Source organism: Mycobacterium europaeum, from assembly GCF_002102155.1.
Classification (GTDB): Bacteria; Actinomycetota; Actinomycetes; order Mycobacteriales; family Mycobacteriaceae; genus Mycobacterium; species Mycobacterium europaeum.
In genome coordinates this window covers 1-23503 of the sequence record NZ_LQOU01000015.1, presented here as the reverse complement: position 1 = coordinate 23503, position 23503 = coordinate 1, and the positions used below count along the sequence as shown (strand labels likewise).

Sequence of the window (23503 nt, the reverse complement as noted above, 5' to 3'; positions counted from 1 at the left end):
CGTGACGGCCTCCGCGTATCAACCGTTCGCACCGATCTCGGTCCCACTCGTCCGGCTCTACCGCCGCGGGAAGGTACCGATCATCCGGCTGGGCCATCTGCTGGTCTTCTTCGTCCGCGCGCTGGTCGCCGTGCCGCTTGCCTTGCGGCAGTACCGCGGCGAGTTCTTGCGGCTGTTGTCGAACATCACCTGGGGCAACGGCTCGATCGTGGTGGGCGGTGGCACCGCGGGGGTGGCCGTGGTGCTCGGCATGACGGTCGGTGCGCTCGTAGGGATCGAGGGCTACAACTTCCTGGATCTGCTCGGCCTCGGGCCCGCCACCGGGTTCGTCTCCTCATTGGTCAACACCCGCGAGCTGGCTCCGTTGATGGCATCGCTCGCCTTTGCCATGCAAGGCGGCTGCCGCTTCACCGCCCAGCTGGGTTCCATGCGCATCGCCGAGGAGATCGACGCCATGGAATCGATCGCGATTCGCCCGATCCCCTACCTGGTGACCACCCGGCTGATCGCTTCGGTGGTCGCGATCGTCCCGCTGTACGCCGCCTGCCTGGCGATCGGCTACCTGAGCACCCAACTGGTGGTGGGCATCAGCAGTGGCGGCTCGACCGGTTCCTACCTGCATTACTTCACGCTGATGCTGGCCGGACAGGACATCGTGTACTCCTTGATCAAGGCCGTCATCTTCGTCTGGATCGCGTCGACGATCCAGTGCTACTACGGCTACTACGCGGGCGGCGGGCCCGAGGGCGTCGGCGTCGCGGCGGGACACGGCATGCGGGCCAGCATCACCGTGGTGATCATCGCCAACATGCTGCTCACCATGGCGCTGTGGGGCGTGGACTCGGGCGCGAGATTCGGCGGCTAGGTCGGTGGAACATGCCCAATTCCTTTGAGCTGGACGGACGCGGCCCCTCCGACCGCCAGCTGTTCGGCATCGGCATCGCGGTCGTGGCGGTCAGCGCCCTGCTCACCACCGCGATGGTGGTCAAATCGACTGGCCGGCTCAACGATTACGTGCGGGTGGTCGCGGATCTGGTGAACGTCGGTGACGGCCTTCCGCAGAAATCCGACGTCAAGTACCACGGCGTACTCGTCGGCATGGTCAACGGCGTCGTCCCCGCGGCGCACGGCAAACCCAACTACGTCCACATCGACCTCAAACGGGAATACGCCACGTCGATTCCGGCCAATGTGACCGCACGCGTGGTGCCCAGCAACGTGTTCGCCGTGTCATCGGTGCAGTTGGTGGGCTCCCCGAATCAAGAGGGCCCCGGCGAGAAGATCCGCGAAGGCGCGCACATACCGGAAGACAATCGGCTTCCGACCGTTCTCTTCCAAACGACCGTCAGCAAGTTGCGCGACGTGCTCGCCGCGGCGGGGCGCGGACGTGACGACCGGTCCGTGGGGATTCTGGCCGCGCTCGGTGCCGCCACCGACCACCGCCGGGTCAGCCTGCTCAACGCCGGCGCTCAACTGAATCGCCTTCTCGACCAGCTCAATTCGATTGTCAGCACCGACACCGGCCCCTCTACGGTGTCCGCGCTGCTGGATGCGACGCGCGGGCTGGCGCAGACCGCCCCCGACCTTCTCGACGCACTGCATCAGGCCGTCGAGCCGATGCAAACCTTCGCCGAGACACGCGGGCAGCTGGCCTCACTGCTCTCGGGCGCCGACTACACGGTCGGCACGACGCGCCAATCGTTGGGCAACCACATCGACCAACTCATCCAGATCACCACCGATTTCACGCCGGTGCTCGGCGTGCTGGCGCAGAAGTCGAACAACTTCGTGCCCGCCGTCGTCAAGCTGGACAACCTGGCCAACCAGTTCATGGAGCAGGTCTGGAACCCCCGGACCAATCTCGGCAACATGCGCGCGATGCTGACGTTCACGCCGAGTTCCACGTACACACGTGCCGACTGCCCGCATTACGGCGAGCTGAAGGGCCCCAGCTGCTTCACCGCGCCGCTGATTCCGGTGCGTCCCGATCTGCCCGAAGTGCTGCTGCCGCAGAACTACCAGCCGCCCAAGGACCTGGCCCCGCCCCCGGGCACCGTGATCGGCCCCGACGGCAACCTCGTGGCCGTGGGCCCACCGCTGATCAACCCGAACCCCAACCTGTCCGACCCCAATCCCCCGCTGCCCGCCGGGATCACGCCGTCACCACCCGTCCCCGGCAGCGCGAACCCCGATAACCCGTCACCCGGCGCGCCGGCGACGCCGCAACCGCACGAACCGTGGGTCGCACCGGTGGCCCCCAAGGCGCCGTGGATACCGCAAGCCTCGTTCCGGGCCGCCTACGGGGGGAACGTCGGACCCGTTGGGAGCCAATACGAGCGGAACATGCTGGGCGTGATCACCGGCGCGCCCGCGACGGACGCCACCGAACTGCTGCTGGGTCCGGTCGCCCGCGGAACGACGGTGTCCATAGCTCATGCACCGGCTCCTCGACCCGGGGAGCCCAAGTGAAGTTTCGCGGCCCGCTCATCGCGCTGACCCTGTTCATGGTGGTCTCGTTGACGCTGACGTGGCTGGTGTACGTGAGCCTGCGCCGCGACGTCGCCGGCAACACCGCCGAGTATTCGGCGGTGTTCAGCGACGTGTACGGGCTTCGCGAGGGCGACGACGTCCGGATGGCCGGGGTGCGCGTGGGCCGGGTCGAAAAGATCGAGCTCGACGGGAAACTGGCGAAGGTCTCGTTCGTGGTGCAGTCCGAACAGCGGTTGTTCGGCAACACCCTGGCGTCGGTCACCTACCAGAACATCGTCGGCCAGCGTTATCTCGGACTGTCTTTGGGCAAGGAAGGCAGTCCGGCGCTGCTCCCCCCGGGAAGCACCATCCCGCTGGAACGCACCGAACCCTCGTTCGACGTGACCACGCTCCTCAACGGCTACGAACCGTTGTTCAGCCTGTTGAACCCCCACGACGCCGACAACCTCACCAAGGGCATCATCGCCTCGCTGCAGGGCGACACGTCGTCACTGGCCACGCTGGTCGGCCAGACCTCCACCCTCACAGAGACATTCGCGGGCAGGGATGAGGCGCTGGGCAGTGTGATCACCAACCTCGACAAGGTCATGGGCAACCTGGCCCGACAGAACGACGATCTCGACGGTGTCATCACCCAGACCCGCAGCGTCGTCGGCGAACTCGACGCGCGGCGCCCGGACCTGGTCGCCTCGGTGGGCTCGCTCGCGCGGGTGACCGGCCGGCTGTCGGCCTCGGCGGCGGACGTGTACCCGGCGCTGCGCGAATTCGTCGATCGTCAGCCCGGTGTCACCAAGCACATCATGGACGTCGAACCGCAGGTGGCGTTCTTCGGCGACAACATACCCCTGCTACTCAAGGGGCTGACCCGGGTCGGCAACCAGGGCGCCTACGGCAACGCCTACGTCTGCGACGTGAACTTCATGGGGTTCTTCCCCGGGCTCAACGACGTCGTTCCGATCATCGTCAACGCCGCCACGCCGGGCAACACGGCGTGGCACACCCCGAGGTGCAGGAGCACGGCCGATGGCTGACGAGTCCGTGTGGGAGCGGATGAAGAGGCGTCCGCTGGAAAGCTACAGCAAGACGTGGCTTGGGTTCATCGCCGTCGCGGTGGTCGCGGTGCTCATCGCCATCATGCTGCTCGTGCACGCGCTCGGCGCCGGATACCGGCACTACACCGCGGAGTTCCTGCAGGCGGCCTCGCTGCGGGCGGGCAACCCGATCGTGGTCGCGGGCATCCCGGTGGGCAACGTCACCAGCATGAAACTCGTCGGCGACCACGTCGAGGCGGGCCTGAAGATCCGGGACAACATCGCGCTGGGCAAGGATTCCCGGGCGCAGATCAAGGTCACACCATCCTGGGTTCGCGCTACCTGGCGCTGGAACCCGCCGGCCCGGCGCACCTGCCCGACAACACCTTCGACCTGGCGCACACCGAGGTCCCCTACGACCTGCAAGCGGCGCTGCAGGACGCCACCACCACGTTCGAGCAGGTCGACTCCGACCGGTTCGCACAGTCGCTCGCGGTGCTCGGCAAGCAGCTCGAGGGGCTGCCCGCGGTTGTCCCCCAGGCCATTTCGAATATCAACACCTTGTCCTCAATCATCGCGCTACGACGCGACCAACTGGGACAGCTGCTGCGCAGCACCGAGCAGGTGACCAACACGCTGCGGCGCCAGCAGGCCGGCATCGGCAATCTGGTCGACCAGGGCCAGGACCTGTTGGGCCAATTCGTCGTGCGGCGCGCCGTTTTCCACGCGATGATGCGATCCCTTTCCAGCCTCGTCGACACCATGAGTCAGGTCGTGGTCAACGACCGGTCCGGGCTGGACTCGCTGATCAAGGACATGCGGGACTTCACCGACTTGATGGCTCAACACGACGACCTGCTGCACAGCATGCTGCAAACCAGCCCGATCTTCTTCCGCGAGGCCGCCAACCTCACCGGTGACGGCAACGCGATCAACTTCAACGCCCCCAACGTTCCGCTGATCGACTCGTGGATGTGCGCGATCAGCGGCCGTGCCAAGCAGTTCGGCATGATCCAGTACTTCAAGGACTGCAAGTGAAGGGGCCGGTGAAGAAGGCGGGATTCAACCTCGCGACCAGGATGGCGGCCATCGTCGCCGTGCTCGCTGTCGTCGCCGCGGCGGTCGGAATCGGCTGGTGGTACCTGGGTTCCGACGAGGACACGATCACCGTGACGGCCCAATTCGACAACGCCTCGGGCCTCTACGAGGGCAACGTGGTGGCGGTGCTGGGGATGCCGGTCGGCAAGGTCACCAAGATCAACGCCAAGGGCGGCTACGTCGAAGTCGAATTCACCGTCGACCGCCACGTCAAGGTTCCCGCCACCGTGCAGGCCGTCACGGTGTCGACCTCCATCCTCACCGACCGACAGATCGAGCTCACGCCGCCCTATCGCGGTGGGCCGACGCTGGAGAATCACGACACCATCGGCTTGCCGCGGACCAAAACGCCCGTCGAATTCAGCAGCGTCCTCAACGTTTTGGACAAGGTGACCAAGTCGCTCGAGGGCGACGGCCACGGTGGCGGCCCGGTCGCCGACGTGCTGAACGGCGGCGCCGAAGTGGTCAACGGCAACGGCGAACGGATCAAGGCGGCGCTGGGCGAGCTGTCCAAGGCGCTGCGCCTGTCCAGCGACCGCGGCGCGACGACCCGCGAGCAGATCACCACGATCGTCAGAAACATCAGCACCCTGTTCGACGCCGTGGCCGCCAACGACTCGAAGTTGCGCGAGTTCGCCTCGACCATCCACCAGGTCAGCCAGATCATGGCCGACGAGGACATCGGCAGCGGCAGCACCGGACGCAGACTCGACCAGCTGATCCAGCGGGCCGGCGACCTGCTCGACGCCAACCGCGACAACATCAAGCGGGCCGCGTTGAGCGGCAACGCCACCCTGGAGGTGGTGACCGACCAGCGGCGCGACCTCGCCGAACTCCTCGACCTGGCTCCGCTGGTGGCCGACAACGCCTACAACATGGTCGACCGGGCGAACGGCAGCGTGCGCGCCCGCTTCCTCACGGACCGATTGCTTTTCGACAGCCAGTACACCAAGGAGATCTGCAACCTGATGGGGCTTCGGCAACTGGGCTGCAGCACCGGGACCATCCAGGACTTCGGCCCCGATTTCGGGTTGACGTACGTGCTCGACGGCATGGCCGCCATGGGGCAGAAATGATGACCGCGGGCGCGCGCGGCGTGCTGACGGTGATGGCCGCCGCGATGGTGACGGCGGGGTGTGCCACGAACGGGCTTGCCAGCCTGCCCCTTCCGGCGCCGGGGCTGGGTTCTGGTGGCTACTCGCTGAACGCGGTCTTCTCCAACGCGCTCAACCTGCCGATGAACGCCAAGGTGAAGCTCGCCGGCGCCGACGTCGGGCAGCTCGAATCGATGGTCGCCCGCAACTACACGGCGGTCACCCGGCTGCGCATCAGGGACGGCGTGCAACTGCCCCGGGGCAGCACCGCCGAATTGCGCACCGCGACACCGCTGGGCGACGTGTTCGTGGCGCTGAAGCCGCCGGCCGCGGGCGAACCGGACGCGCCGCTGTTGAAGGACGGCGACACCATCGGCCTCGATTCGACCGCGGCGGCCGCAACCGTCGAGTCGGTGCTGAGCTCCGCGGCGATCCTGGTCAACGGCGGGGCGGTGCGCAATTTCACCAACATCATCAACGGTTTCGGCAAGGCCACCGGTGACCAGGGCCAGGCGTTCGGCGACATGATCCGCAAGTCCAACGAGCTGCTCGGCAAGTTGGATTCCCGGTCCGATCAGATCTCGGCCGCATTGACCCAGCTGTCGCAACTGGCCGATCAGCTCGACGCCAAGAACCAGACCGTCACCGACCTGATGGCGGCCGCCCGCCCCGCCACCGCGGCCCTGGCCGACAACACCACCCAGCTCTCCAACGTGGCCGTGCAGGTGGGTGACACCTCCCGGCTGCTGGCCCGGTTCCCGTCGATCGGCGGGACCGACACCAGCGGCCGCAGCATCATCCGCGACCTCAACACGGTCGCCGCGGCCGCCAACGACGTCGCGATGAGCCCGGATACCAGCTGGCTCTCGATCAACCGGCTGATTCCCGCGTTGGTCAAATCGACTGCGGGAAACTCGATTTCGGTGAACGTGGGGGTGGACAAGATCATGCTCGGGTCGCTGCCCGACATCGGGTTCCCCGGCGATATCGGGCTGCACGGACCCCACCACTACAACGTGAACCTGCTCGTCGGCACACTCAAGTACACCCTGTGGCGGCTGCAGGAACGGGTGGTGGGCCGGGGACCGAACTCGCCGCAGGTGCCCGTCATTCCGGATCCGACCGTCCCGGGCCAGATCGATGTCGCCCCTGGCGCCCCGCCGGCGCCCGCGCCGGGACCGCCACCGGAACCGCCATCGGGACGGCAACCGTGATCCGCGCCATCGACAACTTTGCCGGTTTCGTTGTCCGAGTGGTGCGCACCGGTCACCGCCAACAGGTCTGGTTGTCGGTGGCCGGACTGGCGCTCATCCTGATCGTCGCTACGGCCTACCTGCTGATCGGCGCGTTGCGGGTGAAGCCGTTCGCCTCCTCCTACCGGGTCACCGTGCAATTGCCGGATTCCGGCGGCCTGCTGCCCAACCAGGATGTCGCCCTGCGCGGGGTGCGCGTAGGCCGGGTGGAGTCGCTACAGATCACCGACAACGGGGTGGATGCCGTCGCCAGCATCAACTCCAAGGTGCGGATCCCGGCGAACAGCGTCGTGCACGTGTCGGCGCTCTCGCCCGCGGGTGAGCAGTACATCAACTTCGAGGCCGCATCGGACGCCGGGCCGTTTCTGCGCGACGGTAGCGTCATCGCGCGCGACCACACCGACGTGCCGGTCAGCTTGGCGCAGTTGCTCGGCGACGCCGACGGACTGCTGGCCCAGGTCGACCCCCACCAGATCGAGTTGATCAAGAAGGAACTGAGCCTGAGCAAGGAAGGTCCGGCGAAGCTGACCGCCATCGTCGACGGCGGCACGTTCCTGCTCTCGACGCTGGATTCGGTGCTGCCGCAAACCACCAGCATCATCAAGACCAGCCGGGTGGTGCTCAACCTGGCAAGCGACAAAAACGCCGGATTGGGCGCTGCGGCAACCGAACTCAACAGGACGCTGACCGGTGTCGCCAGGATGCAGGCCGGCTATCGCCGCCTGACCGATCAGACGCCACGCACGCTTTCGGCCGTCGACAACCTGTTCGCCGACAATTCCGACACGATGGTGCAGTTGCTGGGCAGCATGGCCACCATGTCGCAGCTGCTCTACCTGCGGGTCCCCGCGCTCAACGCGCTGTTCCCCGACTACCGCGGGTCGGTGCTGGACGCGGTGACGAGCACCTTCCACGACGGGGGCGTCTGGGCGACGGCCGACCTCTACCCCCGCTACGTGTGCGACTACGGGACACCGGCGCACGCCTCTTCGGCCGCCGATTATTACGAGCCGTTCATGTACACCTACTGCCGCGATGACGACCCCGCGGTCTCGATCCGCGGCGCCAAGAACGCGCCGCGGCCGGGCGGCGACGACACCGCCGGCCCGCCACCGGGGGCCGACCTGGGCCGGCGAACCGATCCGACGCCGCGGGGCCGCTACACCATTCCCACCCCCTACGGCGGTCCGCCGCTGCCGATCGAACCGCCGCACTGAGCCGTAAACCAGCTGACCCGATCCCCAGGAGATGACCGTGATCGTGACCACCGAGAAGAACCCGAGGGCCAAGGCGCATGCCGAGGTGACACCGGACGCCGAAACGCCGGACGCCGAAACACCGGACGCCGCAATCGAAGACGTCGCAATCGAAGACGTCGACGAGATGCCCGCCGGTGAATTAGCCGGCGAAGACGAAGGTGCGCTGCTCAAACGCAAGCCCTCCGCGGCCGAGCGCGGTAAGCGCCGCTGGAAGCGCCATCTGCGTCGCGGCGTGCTGCCGACGCTACTCATTGCGTCACTTGCTGTTTCGGGGTTCCTGGGCTGGCGGCTCTGGCAGGAGCATCAGGTCAAGTTGGCCGGCGACCGGGCCCAACAGGCGGCGATCGCCTACGCGCAGGTGCTGACGAGCATCGACTCGAACAAGGTCGACGAAAACTTCCGGCAGGTGCTCGACGGCGCGACGGGCGAATTCAAGGACATGTACACGCAGTCCAGCGTCAAGCTCCGGCAGCTGCTGATCGACAACAAGGCGACCGCGCACGGCGTGGTGGTGGACTCGGCGATTCAGTCCGAATCCACGAACAAGGTCGTCGTGCTCGTCTTCATCGACCAGACCGTCACCAACACGGCCGCGCCCGACCCGCGCATCGACCGCAGCCGGATCAAGATGACCATGGAGAAGGTCGACGGTCGCTGGCGGGCCAGCAAGGTCCAGCTGCTGTGATGCGCCGAATACTCGCGGCGTCGGTGATGATCGCCGCCGCAACGCTTCCCGGCACGGCGCACGCGCGCGCATCCGCCCCGTCCTTCTGTGGCGAACTCGGTGGCGACTGGGACGGCCAGTACTGCCACACCTCCGTGACGTCGGAGCGCAACGCCGTCCGGGACATCAAGGTCGCCGTGCCCGACGACCTGGTGGACAATCCGACCACCGGCCCGGTGATCCGCGACTACCTGCGCACCCTGGTCAACAATTGGAAAACTGCCAACGGCGCCATGGCCGCCGACAGCTACGGCGAGGAGAACTTCGAGGTATTCCGCCACGGCAACCTGCTCAGCGCGGTGTTCCACGAGGACTACCATGCCGACGGGCCGAAGCCCAACAACGCCTACCGGACCTTCACGTTCGACATGGCAAGTGGCCGGCGGGTGCAGCTGGCGGACCTGACGACGTCAAACCCGCTGACCGCCATTCCCCCACTGGCCCAACCGTTTATCGAGACCGCGCTCAACCAGGCGCCGCCGCCCCACGACCCCGGAACCTACCCCTTCGTCGTCGACCGCTGGACCCCGGACAAGGTCTACTCCGGGGCGTACAAGGCCTGGGCGGTGACACCGGACGAGTTGATCCTCTACATGCCGGACTACCCGGTGGGCCACGACGAACCGCTCAACTTCACGCCCGGTGTCATGCAGTGGTTCGTGGACGGCGGCACCGTGCAAGCGCACATCCCGCTGTCGGCCCTGGCCCCGGTCCTGCGCGTCTAGGGACCGCACGTCTAGGGACCGCGCGGCCGGGGTGGTCTCAGTTGGCCTTTCGGCGACGCACGTCGATCGATATCACCTCGGCAGAGTGCTCGCTGGGCCCGACCCGACCGTCGTCCGCGCTGGACGCACGGCTGCTACGGGCCGAGAAGCGAACGGTTGCCGCCAGATCGCCGTAGTCCCAGGCTAAGTCGCTCACTTCGCGTTTCGTGCGGCCGAGCGCGGTACACAGCACCCCGACGATGCGCCGGACATGCAGGACCGTGACGTTGACGGCTTCCACGGCGATGTCGGCAATGCGGTTCAACTCTCGCACCAGCATGAACATCCCTCCCCCTGGTTCGGCACGACCAGGACGGTGCGTCCAGCGCCTCGACTGACGTGGCACCGGTGCTGGAGTCTACGGCTCAGTCCTCGGGGTTGTAGCCGAGGTTCGGGGCGAGCCAGCGCTCGGCCTCCTGCAGGGTCCAGCCCTTGCGCTTCGCGTAGTCGGCGACCTGGTCCTGGGCCATCCGACCGATCACGAAGTACTGCGACTGCGGGTGTGAGAAATACCAGCCGCTGACGGCGGCACCGGGCCACATCGCCATCGACTCGGTCAACTCGATGCCGGTCCGTCCCTTGACGTCCATCAAGTCCCACAGCGTCACCTTCTCGGTGTGGTCCGGGCAGGCCGGGTAGCCGGGGGCAGGGCGGACTCCCACGTACTTCTCGTCGATGAGCGCTGCGTTGTCCAACTGCTCGTCGGGCTGGAATCCCCAGAACTCCTTGCGGACCCGTTGGTGCATGCGTTCGGCGAAAGCCTCCGCCAGCCGGTCGGCGATCGACTCCAGCAGGATCGCGCTGTAGTCGTCGAGGGCCGCCTTGAACTCCGCGATCTTCTCCTGGCTGCCGAGCCCCGCGGTGACGGCGAAGGCGCCGACGTAGTCGGCCAGACCGCTGTCCTTGGGCGCGATGTAGTCGCCCAGCGACCGGTTCGGGATGCCGTCGCGGTGCTCGCCCTGCTGGCGCAGGTTGTGCAACGTCGTCAGCACCTCGGTACGGGTGTCGTCGGTGTACAGCTCGATGTCGTCACCAACCGCGTTCGCCGGGAAGAACCCGATCACCCCGTTGGCCGTCAGCCACTTCTCCTTGATCAGCGTGTCGAGCATCTCCTGGGCGTCGTCGTAGAGCTTGCGGGCGGCCTCGCCCGACGCGGGATTGTTGAGGATGTCGGGGAACCGGCCCTTCATCTCCCAGGCGTTGAAGAACGGCTGCCAGTCGATGTACTCGCGCAACTCGGCCAGGTCGTACTCACGAAATTCTCGTACTCCGGCACCTATCGCGGGCACCGGCGGCGTGTAGCCGTCCCAGTCGATCGGCGTCCGGTTCGCGCGGGCCTTCTGAAGCGTCAGCATCGGCCGCTCGTTCTTCTGGGCGTGCCGTTCGCGCAGGGACGCGTAGTCGGCCTCGGTGGCCTCCAGCAGGGCCGGACGCTGCTTGTCGTCGAGCAGCGCGGCGGCCACCGGCACCGAGCGGGAGGCGTCCTTGACCCAGACCACCGGACCGCTACGGCGCGGCGAGATCTTCACCGCCGTGTGGGCGCGCGAGGTGGTCGCGCCGCCGATCAGCAGCGGGATCTCCATCCCCTCGCGTTCCATCTCGACCGCGAAGTTGGCCATCTCGTCCAGGGACGGGGTGATCAGTCCCGACAGCCCGATGATGTCAGCGTCGTGCTCCTTGGCCGCGTCCAGGATCTTCTGGGCGGGCACCATCACCCCGAGATCGATCACTTCGAAGTTGTTGCACTGCAACACGACCCCGACGATGTTCTTGCCGATGTCGTGAACGTCGCCCTTCACGGTCGCCATGATGATCGTGCCGTTGGTGTCCTTGGACTTGGACGTGCCGGACGCTGTGTTATCCGCCTTCTCCGCCTCGATGAACGGCAGCAGGTACGCCACGGCCTTCTTCATCACCCGGGCCGACTTCACCACCTGGGGCAGGAACATCTTGCCCGAGCCGAAAAGGTCACCGACGACGTTCATGCCGTCCATCAGCGGACCCTCGATCACCTCGATCGGGCGGCCACCCGCGGCGGCGATCTCGGCCCGCAACTCCTCGGTGTCGGCGTCGACGTGGGCGTCGATCCCCTTGACCAGGGCGTGCGTGATCCGTTCGCGCACCGGCAGGCTGCGCCACTCGGCCACCGCCGTGTCACCGGCGTCTTCCTTGCTGTTGAACCGTTCGGCGATCTCGAGGAGCCGTTCGGCCGCGTCCTCGCGACGGTTCAGGACGACGTCCTCGATGCGGTCCCGCAGCTCTGGGTCGATCGAGTCGTAGGGCACCAGCGCGCCGGCGTTGACGATGCCCATGTCCAGGCCGGCCTTGATGGCGTGGAACAGGAACACCGCGTGGATCGCCTCGCGGACGGGGTTGTTGCCCCGGAACGAGAACGACACGTTCGAGATACCGCCGGAGATGTGCACCCCGGGAAGGTTCTCCTTGATCCAGGCGCAGGCCTCGATGAAGTCGATCCCGTAGGTGGCGTGCTCCTCGATACCGGTCGCCAGCGCGAAACAGTTCGGGTCGAAGATGATGTCCTCGGCCGGGAAGCCGACCTCTTCGGTCAGGATCCGGTAGGCGCGCCCGCAGATCTGTTTGCGGCGCTCCAGGTTGTCGGCCTGCCCCTGCTCGTCGAAGGCCATCACGACCACGGCCGCGCCGTACTTGCGGCACAGCCGCGCCTCGCGGACGAACTTCTCCTCGCCCTCCTTCAGGGAGATCGAGTTGACGATCGGCTTGCCCTGCACGTTCTTCAGGCCCGCCTCGATGACCTCCCACTTGGAGGAGTCGATCATCACCGGAACGCGGCTGATGTCCGGCTCGGCCGCGACCAGCTTGGTGAACCGGTCCATCGCGGCGACGCCGTCGATCATGCCCTCGTCCATGTTGATGTCGATGACCTGCGCGCCGACCTCGACCTGCTGCAGGGCGACCGACAGGGCGGTGTCGTAGTCCTCGGCCTTGATCAGGTTGCGGAACCGGGCGGAGCCGGTGATGTTGGTGCGCTCACCGATGTTCACGAACAGGGAGTCGTCGGTGATGTTGAGCGGCTCCAGGCCCGAGAGCCGGGTGGCCACCGGAATCTCCGGCACCTCGCGCGGCGGCTTGCCCTCGACGACCTTGGCGATCTCGGCGATGTGCGGCGGCGCCGTCCCGCAGCAGCCACCGACCAGGTTGACCAGACCGCCCTCGGCGAAGTCGGCGATGTAGCTCGCCTGACGCTCGGGGGACTCGTCGTATTCGCCAAAGGCGTTGGGCAGGCCGGCGTTCGGGTAGCAGGAGACGAAAGTGTCGGCGATCCGCGACATCTCGGCGATGTAGGGCCTCATCTCCGGCGCGCCCAGCGCGCAGTTGAGGCCGACCGCGATCGGCCGCGCGTGCCTGATCGAGTTCCAGAACGCTTCGGTGACCTGACCGGACAGCGTCCGCCCGGAAGCGTCCGTGATGGTGCCCGAGATGATCACCGGCCAGCGGCGCCCGCGCTCCTCGAACAGCGTCTCGACGGCGAACACCGCGGCCTTGGCGTTGAGCGAGTCGAAGATCGTCTCGATGATGAGCAGGTCGGCACCGCCGTCGACCAGGCCGTTGACGGCTTCCAGGTAGGCGGCGACCAGCTGGTCGTAGGAGACGTTGCGGGCCCCGGGGTCGTTGACGTCGGGCGAGATCGACGCGGTCCGCGTCGTCGGCCCGATCGCGCCGGCGACGTAGCGCGGCTTCTCCGGGGTGCTGAATTCGTCGGCCGCCTTGCGGGCCAGGGCGGCCCCGGCGTAGTTCAGCTCGTAGGCCAGGTCCTGCATGCCATAGTCGGCGAGCGAGACCGCGTTCGCGTTGAACGTGTTGGTCTCCAGGATGTCGGCGCCCGCCTCGAGGTACTCGTGGTGGATCCCCTCGATGATCTGCGGCTGAGTCAGGTTCAGCAGGTCGTTGTTGCCCTGCAGGGCGGTCGGCCACTCCGTGAACCGATCGCCGCGGTAGCCGGCCTCGTCCGGCCGGTCGCGCTGGATCGCCGTGCCCATCGCGCCGTCGATCACCATGATCCGCTGGCGCAGCGCTGCCGTCAGTTCGTCGGTGCAGTCGGGGCGGACGTTAGGCACGAATGTGTTCGGTGCGGAGGTGTCCAAGGCGCTCACATACGTTCCTTCCGTAGCGGAAGGCGTCCTTGACTCTGCCGAGCGTGGCGGATACCGGCTGTAAGACCCGGACCCGTTGCAACGCCTCTCGACCAAAAAAGTCTACGTCGTCACCCGACGCCTGGACGCCCAGCTCGACCCGATCCGCTTGGCGTCCGCGGTGCCCGTGAGCGCCATCCGGCGAATCGTGTCGGCGATGTCGTAGTTACCAATGTTAACCAGTTCGCGGCCGAAGTATTTCGCCCCGGCCGACCGCGCACGGTCCGCCTCGGCGGCGGACGGGAGCCCGTACGCTGATTCTGTGACCCCGCCCGAGGGCCCCCCTAATGGAGGAGCCGCACTGCCCGAACTGCACAACACCATCGTCGTGGCGGCGTTCGAGGGCTGGAACGACGCCGGCGACGCGGCCAGCGACGCGCTCGAGCACCTCGAGGCCATCTGGGAAGCGGATCCGATCCTGGAGATCGACGACGAGGCGTACTACGACTACCAGGTGAACCGCCCGGTCATCCGGCAGGTCGACGGCGTCACCCGGGAACTGGTGTGGCCGGCGATGCGCATCTCGCACTGCCGGCCCCCGGGCAGCGACCGCGACGTGGTGCTGATGCACGGCGTGGAACCCAACATGCGCTGGCGCACGTTCTGCGCCGAGCTGGTCGCCATCGCCGACAAGCTCAACGTGGACACCGTGGTCATCCTGGGCGCCCTGCTGGCAGACACGCCCCACACCCGGCCGGTTCCGGTTTCCGGTGCGGCCTACAGCCCCGAGTCGGCGAAACGCTTCGGGCTCGAGGAAAGCCGCTACGAGGGCCCGACCGGCATCGCCGGGGTCTTTCAGGACGCCTGCGTGGCCGCGGGGATCCCGGCGGTGACGTTCTGGGCGGCGGTGCCGCACTACGTGTCCCAGCCGCCCAACCCCAAGGCGACGGTGGCGCTGCTGCGCCGCGTCGAGGACGTGCTCGACATCGAGGTTCCGCTGGGCGACCTGCCGACGGATGCCGAGGAGTGGGAGCAGGCGATCACCGAGATGGCCACCGAGGACGAGGACCTGGCCGAATACGTGCTGTCGCTGGAGCAGCGCGGCGACGCCGAGGTCGACATGAATGATGCGCTGGGCAAGATCGACGGCGACGCGCTGGCGGCGGAATTCGAGCGCTACCTGCGCCGCCGGCGGCCCGGCTTCGGGCGCTAGAGCTGCTTCTTGCCGAGGCCCTGGTTGTAGGCGCTGGTGGAGCGCCCGAGCGCGGCGACCTGGGCGTCCAGTTGGGGCAGCAGCTCGGCCGTGGGTTTGTGCAGGGGCAGTTCGCCGACCGGGGTGGACAGCACCGGCTTGATCCAGCGGAACAGGGCGACCCAGCCCGGGCAGTAGATCCGGTTGCGGCGGCCCTCGATGCCTTTGACGAAGGCGTCCGCGCACTTGTCGACCGTGGTGGTCTTGTTCAACGGCCACGGGAAACTGGCGAGCAGCTTGCCGAAGGCCGGCAGGTCGGCCTCGGTGTCGCGGACCAGCGCGGTGTCGATCCACGACATGTGCGACGAGCCGACGCGGACGCCGTGATGGGCCACCTCCAGCCGCAGCGCGTTGGCGAGGATCTCGACGCCGGCCTTCGACGCGTTGTACGGGACCAGGCCCGGACACGCGGCGTACGCCGCCAGCGACGAGACGACCAGCACGTAACCGCGGCGCTCGATCACCGCGGGCAGCGTGGCCCGCACGGTGTTGAAGACGCCGAGCACGTTGATGTCCAGCACCCGCTTGAACGCCTCGGGGTCGACCTGCAGCACCGACCCGTAGCTGGCGATGCCGGCGTTGGCCACCACCACGTCGATGCCGCCGAAGCGTTCGACGGCCCGGGCGGCGGCGGCCTCCATGGCCGGCAGGTCGCGCACGTCGGCGACCGCGGTCAGCACGTGCTCCTCGCCGAGTTCGGCGGCCAGCGCGCTCAGCTCGGCGTCGTTGAGATCGGTCAGCACGAGTTTGGCGCCCTTGTTGCGCAGCCGACGGGCGACCGCGGCACCGATGCCCCGGGCACCGCCGGTGATGAAAACAACTTGGTCCTGCAGCGATGTCATGGCCGCCAAGGTACCGCCTTTACAGCTCGGTGTTCACAGCTCCACCCCGAGCAGCGCATCGACCGCGGTCGCCACCAATTTCGGCGCCTCGCTGTCGTGACCACCGTATTCCAGAGCGTCGGTGGCCCAGCCGTCAAGCGCGGCAAGGGCTTTGGGAGTGTTCAGGTCGTCGGCCAGGTACTGGCGTACGCGCGCGATCACGTCGGCGGCGTCCGGGCCAGCGGGCAGCCCGGTGGCGGTGCGCCAGCGCCGCAGCCGGGCGTTGGCCTCGTCGAGCACGTCGGAGCTCCAGAACCGGTCCGCGCGGTAATGCCCGGCCAGCAGACCCAACCGGATCGCCGCCGGCTCGACGCCTTGCGCCCGCAACGTCGACACCAGCACCAGGTTGCCGCGGCTCTTGGACATCTTGTGCCCGTCCCAGCCGATCATTCCCGCGTGCACGTAGTGCCGCGCGAATCGTCGCTCCCCCCGGACACATTCGGCGTGGGCGGCGGTGAACTCGTGATGCGGGAAGATCAGGTCGCTGCCCCCGCCCTGGATGTCCAGGCCGCTGCCGAGCCGGCTCAGCGCGATCGCAGCACACTCGACGTGCCAGCCGGGCCGCCCGGTCCCGAACGGCGACGGCCAACTCGGCTCCCCCGGCCGCGCCGCCCGCCACAGCAGCGCGTCCAGCTCGTCGGTCTTGCCGGGCCGGTGCGGATCGCCGCCGCGCTGCTCGAACAGTCGCAGCATGGTGTCGCGGTCGTAGCCGGACTCGTAGCCGAACTGCTGCGTGGCGTCAGCGCGGTAGTAGACGTCCGGGTACTCGCCGTCGACGACGTACGCCGCGCCCGACGCCAGCATCTTCTCGACCAGCTCGATCACCTCGGGGATCGCCTGCGTGGCCGCGACGTAGTCGCGCGGCGGCAGGACCCGCAGCGCGGCCATGTCCCCGCGGAACCGGGTGACCTCCCGATCACCGAGCTCGCGCCAGTCGACACCGTCGCGGTCGGCGCGTTCGAAGAGCGGATCGTCGACGTCGGTGACGTTCTGCACGTAGTGCACGGCGTGGCCGAGGTCCAGCCACTGCCGGTAGACCAGGTCGAAGGTCAGGTAGGTGGCCGCGTGGCCGAGGTGGGTGGAGTCATACGGGGTGATGCCGCAGACATACATGGTGGCGGTCGAACCGGGCGCCACCGGGCGCACCTGCCGGTCGGAGGTGTCATACAGCCGAAGCTCGGGGCCACGCCCCGGCAACACCGGAACCGGGGGAAACGCCCAAGACTGCATGGCATCGACTCTAAACGCGCGTGGTTAGCGCCATGCGTCGCGGATGGCCGCGAGCAGGATCGGCGCCACCTCGGCGCGGCACATCACGAAATCGGGCAGGTAGGGATCGAACTGGTTGTAGCGCATGGGCGAGCCGTCCAGGCGCGAGGCGTGCATGCCCGCGGCCATCACCACCCCGGCCGGTGCCGCCGAGTCCCACTCCCACTGGCCGCCCGCGTGCAGGTAGGCGTCGACCTCGCCGTCGATGATGGCCATCGCCTTGGCGCCCGCCGACCCGATCGCCACCGGCTGGATGGCCAGCGACTGCCGCATGCGGTGTAACACGAAGGGCGGCCGGGTGGCGCTGACGGCGATCCGGAACGTGTGCGGGACGCCGACGCGTGCGGCGTCGGCGGTCACGGTGTCGGTGCGGTACACCGTGTTCCCGCGGGCCGGCAGCGACACCGCCGCGTCGGTGATCTCCGGCCGGCCGTTGGTGGGCCGCTGCCAGAGCGCGATGTGCACGGCCCAGTCGTCGCGGCCGGGCGTGGAGAACTCGCGGGTGCCGTCCAGGGGGTCGATGATCCAGACCCGGTCGTGCTTGAGCCGGACCAGGTTGTCGTAGGCCTCCTCGCTGAGCACCGCATCGTCGGGGCGCTCGGCGGCCAGCCGGCGCAGGATCAGCTCGTTGGCCAGGCTGTCTCCGGCGTCACCCAGCGCCCACGGCTGACCGAAGCCGATCTCTTCGCGCACTTTGAGCAGCAACTCCCCCGCGTCCGCGGCGAGTTCGGCAGCCAGTGCGGCATCGGTCAGCTCATCCGGGCCCTGGCTCACCGACCCAGTATCTCCGACGCCCACGAGGGCCTCAGAAGGCCGGGCACTAGAAGGGCGGGTCGGCGACCGGCTGCGACCGGCTGCGCCGCGCTTGCCATCGCCTCAGAAGGCCGGCCAGGGAATCGGCCGGTGCCGGTTCGGTCCCGGCATCACCGGATCGTTCAGCAGCGCGTGCGCGCGCCGGCGCAGCGCCGCGATCTCCGCCCGCGTGATCAGCTCGGACAGCTCGTCGCAGAACGAGCCGTCCAGCGCGTCGACGAGACCGGCCACCGCCTCGAGCATTGTCTCGTCGACCGGCTGGTTGGCCCAGCCCCATAGCACCGTCCGCAGTTTGTCCTGGACATGCAGGCACACCCCGTGGTCCACACCGTAGACGTGGCCCTCGATGTCGCGCAGGACGTGGCCCCCTTTGCGGTCGGCGTTGTTGACCAGCACGTCGAAGACCGCCATCCGCCGCAGCCGGATGTCGTCGGCGTGCATCAAGACGACCTCGTCGCCGGCGTAGTCGTAGGCGCGCAGCACCGGCAGGTAACCCGGCTGCGGTTCGCCGGCGGGAAACAGGTCGACCAGGTCGGGGCCGGGCCTGGGGTCGGAGCCGGCCGCGTCACCCGGCTGCTCCACCCACAGCTGCAGCATGCCGGGGCCGGCCGGCCCGTGACGAATCACCGTGTAGGGCACGATGTTCCACCCCAACTGCGTCGACACCAGGTACGCCGCGAGTTCGCGGCCGGCCAGCGTCCCGTCGGGAAAATCCCAGAGCGGGGCCTCGCCCGAGACCGGCTTGTAGACGCAGTGCACGGTCGATTCGCCGAGCGTGGACTCGCACAGGAAGGTGGCGTTGCTGGCAGAGCGGATGCGTCCGAGGACCGTCAGCTCGCCGTTCCGCAACACCTCACGGTCGTCAGGCCTCAAGTTCATCGTCAGGCCCGAGCAGCGCGCTGCGCCGGTAGCCGTTGGCGCGCGCGCAGATATGGCCCTCCGGATCCAACGGTTCGTCGCACAGCGGGCACGGGGGCCGTCCCGCCGAGATGACGCGATTCGAGCGCGTGGCGAACTGCCGCGCCGATTCCGGCGTCAAGAACACGCGCACCGCGTCGGGCCCCTCCTCGGTGTCGTCGAGCACCACCGACGCGTCGAACTCCGCGTCGGTGACGGCCAGCAATTCGACCACCACGGTCTGCGCCTCCGAATCCCAGCCCAGGCCCATCGTTCCGACCCGAAACTCGGCGTCCACGGGCGTGACCAGTGGGTTGAGATCCTCGACCTCGGCGGGCTCCGGCGGAACCGGCGTGCCGAACCTGCGATTCACCTCGAGCAGCAGCGCGTCGATGCGTTCGGCCAGCACCGCGACTTGCTGCTTCTCCAACACCACCGACACCACCCGCGAATCGTGCACCGCCTGGATGTAGAAGGTGCGGTTTCCGGGCTGGCCGACGGTCCCGGCCACGAAGCGGTCGGGTGTGCGGAAGACGTGGATTGCGCGGGCCATGGCACCTCCAAAATACCGGCTGTTGCCTTCGCCGTGCGATTCGATTGCCCCGCTCTGCCTGTTTTAAGCGGAATTAATCGGTCGAGCCGCCGACCACCGCGTCGCTGGACGGCACGAGCCCGGCCGGCTGCTGCCCAGACACGGCCTGTTCGGTTGACGCCTGTTCCGTTGGCGCCTGTTCGGTTGGTGCCTGTTCCGTTGGCGCAGCCGGGGTCTCGCCGTCGGTCTTGGCCTTCGCCCCATCCTGGGGCGGCGGTCCCGCCCGCAGCGCCGCGGCCAATTTCGCACCCGTGTGGTTGACGTGCAACACGAACGGGCGCAGTTCGGTGTACCGGATCACGCTGACCGAGGCCGGGTCGGCGGTGACCCGCTGGAACGCGTCCAGGTGCATGCCGTACGCGTCGGCGATGACCGCCTTGATGACATCCCCGTGAGTGCAGGCCACCCACAGGGCGTCGCCGCCGTGTTCCCCGCCATGCTCGAGGGCCAGCCGTCGATCGTGTTCCCGGATGGCCGCCACGGCGCGGGCCTGCACCTGCGCCAAACCCTCGCCGCCGGGAAACATCGCCGCGCTCGGGTGGGCCTGCACGACCCTCCACAGCGGCTCACCGGCCAGCTCGGCGATCTTGCGGCCGGTCCAGTCCCCGTAGTCCACTTCCGCGAGCCGGTCGTCGATGGACGGCTCCAGGCACAGCGCGGTGGCCAGCGGCTCGACCGTGCGCCGGCAGCGCAGCAACGGGGAACTGATCACCGCGCGGATGGGCAGGTCGCCGATCCGGTCGATCAGCCCGGCGGCCTGATCGCGGCCCTTGTCGTCGAGGTCGACACCCTCCGAGCGACCCGCCAGGACGCCGGCCGTGTTCGAGGTGGACCGGCCGTGGCGCAGCAGGATCACCGTCATGCCGCGGTGCCCAACCGGGAAGTCCGAGACATTGGGTCAACCACGATCACGACCGTACCCGGTGCAACCCGGACCCGATGATCAGCGCGTGGCTAGCGCGCCACCGGCACCGCGTGCGCCACCGAGTCCCGCACGGCGGCGGTCAGGCTGCGCTGGTCCGTGAGGTCGATGTCGACCAGGCTGCGGACCGCGGTGGCGACCACCTCATCGGCCTGCGGAACTGGCCCGGCAAGGCGCGGCCGGTAAATCTCGACGACGAGTGAGCCGTGCTCGATGTGGAACGAGAAACTGCGCCCATCACCGACTTGTCCATAGCCGCTGGCGAATATTCCTGTCGACATGTCTTCGACAGCAAACTCTTTTTCCGCACTGTGCCGGTCAACGATGACGGCCATGAGCCGACCATACCTCGCCCGTGAGACTTGATGTGCGCGACATGGCGATATTGGATGCGAAGGCGTTCCTTAGAGTGGGAAGTCCACATTCACTGCACGAGGGAAAATAATTGCTGTCACTGCGCGGTCGTGATCAATCGGCAGCTCACTGCGTTACACTCGGCGTCGCAATTTTGCTGAGCGTGGTGACGGGTTGTTCGTCCAATACATTCAAGTCCGCGCCGCCCACCATCGAACCGGCCGCCCCCGCGGTGTCCCCGCCGGTGTCACACAACCCCGCCGGCACGGTGCGCCCGCTGCCGGTGCACGCGGCCGCGGCCGCCTTCGACGGCGGCACCCACCGACTGGCCGTGCTGGCGCCCGGCGCCGCCCCGGCGGGGCGGTCCAGCGTCACCGTCTTCGACGCCCCGGAGGCCGCACCGCGCGTCATCGACCTGCCGGGCCCGGCGAGCGCCATGACCGATGACGGCCACGGCACCCTCTTCCTCGCTGCCCGCGGCGGCTATTTCGTGGTCGACCTGCGCACCGGCCACACGGGAGAGGTGAGCGTCGCCGACGCTCAGCAGACCGACTTCACCGCGGTCGCCCAACGCGCCGACGGCAAGCTGGTGCTGGGCAGCGCCGACGGGGCCGTCTATACCCTCACCTCCCCGACACCCGGGGCCGTGGCCACCGCGACCGCCGGCAGCCGGACCAAGATCTTCGCGCGCGTCGATTGCCTTGCCACGCAAGGGAATACGACGGCGGTCCTGGACCGGGGGCAGACCTCGGTGACCACGATAGGCGCCGACGGCCGGGTCCAACAGGCGCTGCGGGCCGGCGAAGGGGCGACCACCATGGCCGCGGACCCCTGGGGCCGCATCCTGGTCGCCGACACCCGGGGCGGCCAACTGCTCGTGTACGGCGTCGACCCCCTGATCCTGCGCCAGGCCTACCCGGTGCCCCAGGCGCCGTACGGCCTGGCCGGCTCGCGCGCATTGGCCTGGGTTTCGCAGACCGCTTCTAATATGGTCATTGGTTACGATCTGTCCACCGGAATTCCCGTCGAAAAGGTGCGTTACCCAACCGTGCAGCAACCGAACTCACTGGGCTTCGACGAAGCGTCGGACACCTTGTACGTGGTGTCCGGGTCCGGTGCGGGGGTTCAGGTCATCGAAAACGCGGCGGGTGGGCGTTGACGGCGTCGCACCGAAGCCAGTTGCCCGCGGGCTGGGACACCGAACTGTCCGACGAATACGAGTGGGTGCCACTGCGCCTGCCGCCCGAGGTGACCCGGCTCAGCGCGTCCATCCGGCTGTCCATCGAGGCCGAATACCGGGGCTGGGAGCTGACCCGAGTGCGCCTCTACACCGACGGCAGCAGGCGAGTGTTGTTGCGCCGCAAGAAGTCTCGACTGGACAACCGGCGACCCGACCAGCCGCAACTGTGACGGTGACCCTACCTCGCGAAGGCATCGTGTACGGCCTGGTGCGACGGCTCTTTTTCCTGATTCCGCCCGAGCGCATCCACACGCTGGTCTTCGCGGTGCTGCGCGGCGCCACCGCCGTCACCGTCGCCCGGCGGGTGTTGCACCGCCTGCTCGGGCCCACCGATCCGGCGCTGGCGAGCACCGTGTTCGGGGTGCGCTTCCCGGGGCCACTCGGGCTGGCCGCCGGCTTCGACAAAGACGGCAAGGGGTTGATGACCTGGGGCGCGTTGGGCTTCGGGTACGCGGAGGTCGGGACCGTCACCGCGAACGCGCAGCCCGGCAACCCGCCCCCGCGCATGTTCCGGCTGCCCGCCGACCGCGCCCTGCTGAATCGGATGGGCTTCAACAACCTCGGCGCCGGGGCGCTGGCGATCGAACTCGCGCGTCACCGTCCCGACATCCCGATCGGGGTCAACATCGGCAAGACCAAGTCCACGCCGGCCGCCGACGCCGTCGCCGACTACCGGGCCAGCGCCCGCCTGGTCGGGCCGCTGGCGTCGTATCTGGTGGTCAACGTCAGCTCGCCGAACACGCCGGGCCTGCGCGACCTGCAGGCCGTCGAGTCGCTGCGGCCCATCTTGTCCGCCGTCCTCGCCGAGGCCGCCGTCACCTCCACACCGGTGCTCGTGAAGATCGCGCCGGACCTTTCCGACGCCGATCTCGACGACGTCGCCGACCTGGCGGTCGAGCTGGGCATGGCCGGGATCGTCGCCACCAACACCACCGTGTCGCGCGAGGGCCTGAAGACGCCGGGGGTCGACGCGCTGGGCCCCGGCGGCATCTCCGGGCCGCCGGTGGCGCACCGGTCCGCCGAGGTTCTGCGCCGGCTCTACGGGCGGGTGGGCGATCGCCTGGCGCTGATCAGCGTCGGGGGCATCGAGACCGCCGACGACGCGTGGGAGCGGATCACCGCGGGCGCGTCGCTGCTGCAGGGCTACACCGGCTTCATCTACGGAGGAGGCCTGTGGGCCAAGCGCATTCACGACGGCATCGCGCGCCGGCTGCGCGACGGCGGGTTCGCCTCGCTCAGTGATGCGGTCGGCTCGGCGGCGCCGAAGGCCGGAGGGCCGGCGGGCTAAGCCGCCCCTGCTTCGTCGGCTTCTTCGTCATCCTCTTCGGCGAGGATCTTTTCGGGGTGGTGGAAGGTGTTGGTGCGTGGTTGCCCGCGGTCCAGGTGCGGCGGTGGGATCCATTCGGTGTCGCCGTTGGCGCGTTTTCGGGTGGTCCAGCCCTCGTCGAGGAGGCGGTG

The 23503-nt window shown here is 68.2% G+C and carries 20 protein-coding genes and 3 pseudogenes; 13 read left to right on the top strand and 10 right to left on the bottom strand.

Annotation, left to right across the window (positions count from 1 at the left end; genetic code table 11):
* Window position 1: 1 nt before the first annotated feature.
* The 9 genes and pseudogenes from AWC03_RS07100 to AWC03_RS07060 all read left to right on the top strand — a co-directional run bounded on the left by AWC03_RS07100 (window position 2) and on the right by AWC03_RS07060 (window position 9674).
* Window positions 2-865 carry an ABC transporter permease gene (locus AWC03_RS07100; RefSeq protein ID WP_085239816.1) on the top strand — a complete coding sequence of 288 codons (864 nt, stop codon included), beginning with the start codon at window positions 2-4 and terminating at the stop codon, window positions 863-865.
* Window positions 866-876: 11 nt separating this feature from the next.
* Window positions 877-2469: an MlaD family protein gene (locus AWC03_RS07095; RefSeq protein ID WP_085239815.1), complete on the top strand. Its 1593-nt coding sequence runs from the start codon at window positions 877-879 to the stop codon at window positions 2467-2469.
* The gene (locus tag AWC03_RS07090; protein ID WP_085239814.1) at window positions 2466-3521 is read left to right on the top strand and encodes an MlaD family protein; all 1056 of its coding nucleotides are present in this window, start codon (window positions 2466-2468) and stop codon (window positions 3519-3521) included. The genes AWC03_RS07095 and AWC03_RS07090 overlap by 4 nt, the downstream gene beginning before the upstream one ends.
* Window positions 3514-4559: pseudogene (locus AWC03_RS07085) on the top strand (MCE family protein). Before AWC03_RS07090 ends, AWC03_RS07085 begins: the two are co-directional and overlap by 8 nt.
* A gap of 41 nt (window positions 4560-4600) precedes the next feature.
* Entirely contained in the window at window positions 4601-5695 is a 1095-nt protein-coding gene (locus AWC03_RS07080) for an MCE family protein (protein WP_085239962.1), read from the top strand.
* Complete coding sequence (locus AWC03_RS07075) at window positions 5692-6927, top strand: MlaD family protein (RefSeq protein WP_085239813.1); 1236 nt, start codon at window positions 5692-5694, stop codon at window positions 6925-6927. Before AWC03_RS07080 ends, AWC03_RS07075 begins: the two co-directional genes overlap by 4 nt.
* Window positions 6924-8183: an MlaD family protein gene (locus tag AWC03_RS07070; protein WP_085239812.1), complete on the top strand. Its 1260-nt coding sequence runs from the start codon at window positions 6924-6926 to the stop codon at window positions 8181-8183. Before AWC03_RS07075 ends, AWC03_RS07070 begins: the two co-directional genes overlap by 4 nt.
* Window positions 8184-8214: 31 nt before the next feature.
* Entirely contained in the window at window positions 8215-8910 is a 696-nt protein-coding gene (locus AWC03_RS07065) for a hypothetical protein (RefSeq protein WP_085239811.1), read from the top strand.
* Window positions 8907-9674, top strand: a complete 768-nt coding sequence (locus tag AWC03_RS07060) for a mannan-binding family protein (RefSeq protein ID WP_085239810.1) — start codon at window positions 8907-8909, stop codon at window positions 9672-9674. Before AWC03_RS07065 ends, AWC03_RS07060 begins: the two co-directional genes overlap by 4 nt.
* Before the next feature lie 37 nt (window positions 9675-9711).
* Here the strand turns inward: AWC03_RS07060 and AWC03_RS07055 are convergent, their stop codons facing one another.
* Both AWC03_RS07055 and metH read right to left on the bottom strand, forming a co-directional pair.
* Window positions 9712-9999 carry a hypothetical protein gene (locus AWC03_RS07055; protein ID WP_085239809.1) on the bottom strand — a complete coding sequence of 96 codons (288 nt, stop codon included), beginning with the start codon at window positions 9997-9999 and terminating at the stop codon, window positions 9712-9714.
* A gap of 79 nt (window positions 10000-10078) precedes the next feature.
* Complete coding sequence (gene metH, locus AWC03_RS07050) at window positions 10079-13846, bottom strand: methionine synthase (RefSeq protein ID WP_085239808.1); 3768 nt, start codon at window positions 13844-13846, stop codon at window positions 10079-10081.
* Between the two features lie 301 nt (window positions 13847-14147).
* On the opposite strand from metH, the gene AWC03_RS07045 reads away from it, so the two are divergent.
* Window positions 14148-15038 carry a PAC2 family protein gene (locus AWC03_RS07045; protein ID WP_085239807.1) on the top strand — a complete coding sequence of 297 codons (891 nt, stop codon included), beginning with the start codon at window positions 14148-14150 and terminating at the stop codon, window positions 15036-15038.
* On the opposite strand, the gene AWC03_RS07040 is transcribed toward AWC03_RS07045, so the two are convergent.
* The 7 genes from AWC03_RS07040 to AWC03_RS07010 form a co-directional block, all read right to left on the bottom strand.
* Window positions 15035-15919, bottom strand: a complete 885-nt coding sequence (locus AWC03_RS07040) for an SDR family oxidoreductase (RefSeq protein ID WP_085239806.1) — start codon at window positions 15917-15919, stop codon at window positions 15035-15037. The two genes, AWC03_RS07045 and AWC03_RS07040, sit on opposite strands and share 4 nt — an antisense overlap.
* A gap of 33 nt (window positions 15920-15952) precedes the next feature.
* Entirely contained in the window at window positions 15953-17188 is a 1236-nt protein-coding gene (gene mshC / locus AWC03_RS07035; protein ID WP_085239805.1) for a cysteine--1-D-myo-inosityl 2-amino-2-deoxy-alpha-D-glucopyranoside ligase, read from the bottom strand.
* A gap of 24 nt (window positions 17189-17212) precedes the next feature.
* On the bottom strand, window positions 17213-18001 hold the full coding sequence (locus tag AWC03_RS07030) for a 3'(2'),5'-bisphosphate nucleotidase CysQ (RefSeq protein ID WP_085239804.1): 789 nt from the start codon (window positions 17999-18001) through the stop codon (window positions 17213-17215).
* A 102-nt stretch (window positions 18002-18103) separates the two neighbouring features.
* Window positions 18104-18919, bottom strand: coding sequence for an SCO1664 family protein (locus AWC03_RS07025; protein ID WP_085239803.1), 816 nt, complete (start codon window positions 18917-18919; stop codon window positions 18104-18106).
* The gene (locus tag AWC03_RS07020) at window positions 18903-19490 is read right to left on the bottom strand and encodes a DUF3090 domain-containing protein (protein ID WP_085239802.1); all 588 of its coding nucleotides are present in this window, start codon (window positions 19488-19490) and stop codon (window positions 18903-18905) included. The genes AWC03_RS07025 and AWC03_RS07020 overlap by 17 nt, the downstream gene beginning before the upstream one ends.
* 73 nt (window positions 19491-19563) lie before the next feature.
* On the bottom strand, window positions 19564-20391 hold the full coding sequence (locus AWC03_RS07015; RefSeq protein ID WP_085239801.1) for a histidine phosphatase family protein: 828 nt from the start codon (window positions 20389-20391) through the stop codon (window positions 19564-19566).
* A 92-nt stretch (window positions 20392-20483) separates the two neighbouring features.
* Window positions 20484-20786, bottom strand: a complete 303-nt coding sequence (locus tag AWC03_RS07010) for a hypothetical protein (protein ID WP_085239800.1) — start codon at window positions 20784-20786, stop codon at window positions 20484-20486.
* Between the two features lie 119 nt (window positions 20787-20905).
* Between AWC03_RS07010 and AWC03_RS07005 the strand changes: the two genes are divergently transcribed.
* The 3 genes and pseudogenes from AWC03_RS07005 to AWC03_RS06995 form a co-directional block, all read left to right on the top strand.
* The gene (locus AWC03_RS07005) at window positions 20906-21964 is read left to right on the top strand and encodes a YncE family protein (protein ID WP_142278346.1); all 1059 of its coding nucleotides are present in this window, start codon (window positions 20906-20908) and stop codon (window positions 21962-21964) included.
* The gene (locus AWC03_RS07000) at window positions 21961-22215 is read left to right on the top strand and encodes a DUF5703 family protein (protein WP_085239798.1); all 255 of its coding nucleotides are present in this window, start codon (window positions 21961-21963) and stop codon (window positions 22213-22215) included. Before AWC03_RS07005 ends, AWC03_RS07000 begins: the two co-directional genes overlap by 4 nt.
* Window positions 22216-22241: 26 nt before the next feature.
* Window positions 22242-23319 (top strand): annotated as a pseudogene (locus AWC03_RS06995) (quinone-dependent dihydroorotate dehydrogenase); the annotation flags it as partial.
* Window positions 23320-23329: 10 nt separating this feature from the next.
* On the opposite strand, the pseudogene AWC03_RS28375 reads toward AWC03_RS06995, so the two are convergent.
* Window positions 23330-23503, bottom strand: a pseudogene (locus AWC03_RS28375) (HNH endonuclease signature motif containing protein); the annotation flags it as partial.

Coding starts and splice junctions, on each gene's coding strand:
- AWC03_RS07095 (WP_085239815.1), top strand. CDS start 877: ATGCCCAATTCCTTTGAGCTGGACGGACGCGGCCCCTCCGACCGCCAG.
- AWC03_RS07080 (WP_085239962.1), top strand. CDS start 4,601: ATGGCGGCCATCGTCGCCGTGCTCGCTGTCGTCGCCGCGGCGGTCGGA.
- AWC03_RS07075 (WP_085239813.1), top strand. CDS start 5,692: ATGATGACCGCGGGCGCGCGCGGCGTGCTGACGGTGATGGCCGCCGCG.
- AWC03_RS07065 (WP_085239811.1), top strand. CDS start 8,215: ATGACCGTGATCGTGACCACCGAGAAGAACCCGAGGGCCAAGGCGCAT.
- AWC03_RS07055 (WP_085239809.1), bottom strand. CDS start 9,999: ATGTTCATGCTGGTGCGAGAGTTGAACCGCATTGCCGACATCGCCGTG.
- AWC03_RS07040 (WP_085239806.1), bottom strand. CDS start 15,919: ATGACATCGCTGCAGGACCAAGTTGTTTTCATCACCGGCGGTGCCCGG.
- mshC (WP_085239805.1), bottom strand. CDS start 17,188: ATGCAGTCTTGGGCGTTTCCCCCGGTTCCGGTGTTGCCGGGGCGTGGC.
- AWC03_RS07025 (WP_085239803.1), bottom strand. CDS start 18,919: ATGAACTTGAGGCCTGACGACCGTGAGGTGTTGCGGAACGGCGAGCTG.
- AWC03_RS07020 (WP_085239802.1), bottom strand. CDS start 19,490: ATGGCCCGCGCAATCCACGTCTTCCGCACACCCGACCGCTTCGTGGCC.
- AWC03_RS07015 (WP_085239801.1), bottom strand. CDS start 20,391: ATGACGGTGATCCTGCTGCGCCACGGCCGGTCCACCTCGAACACGGCC.
- AWC03_RS07010 (WP_085239800.1), bottom strand. CDS start 20,786: ATGGCCGTCATCGTTGACCGGCACAGTGCGGAAAAAGAGTTTGCTGTC.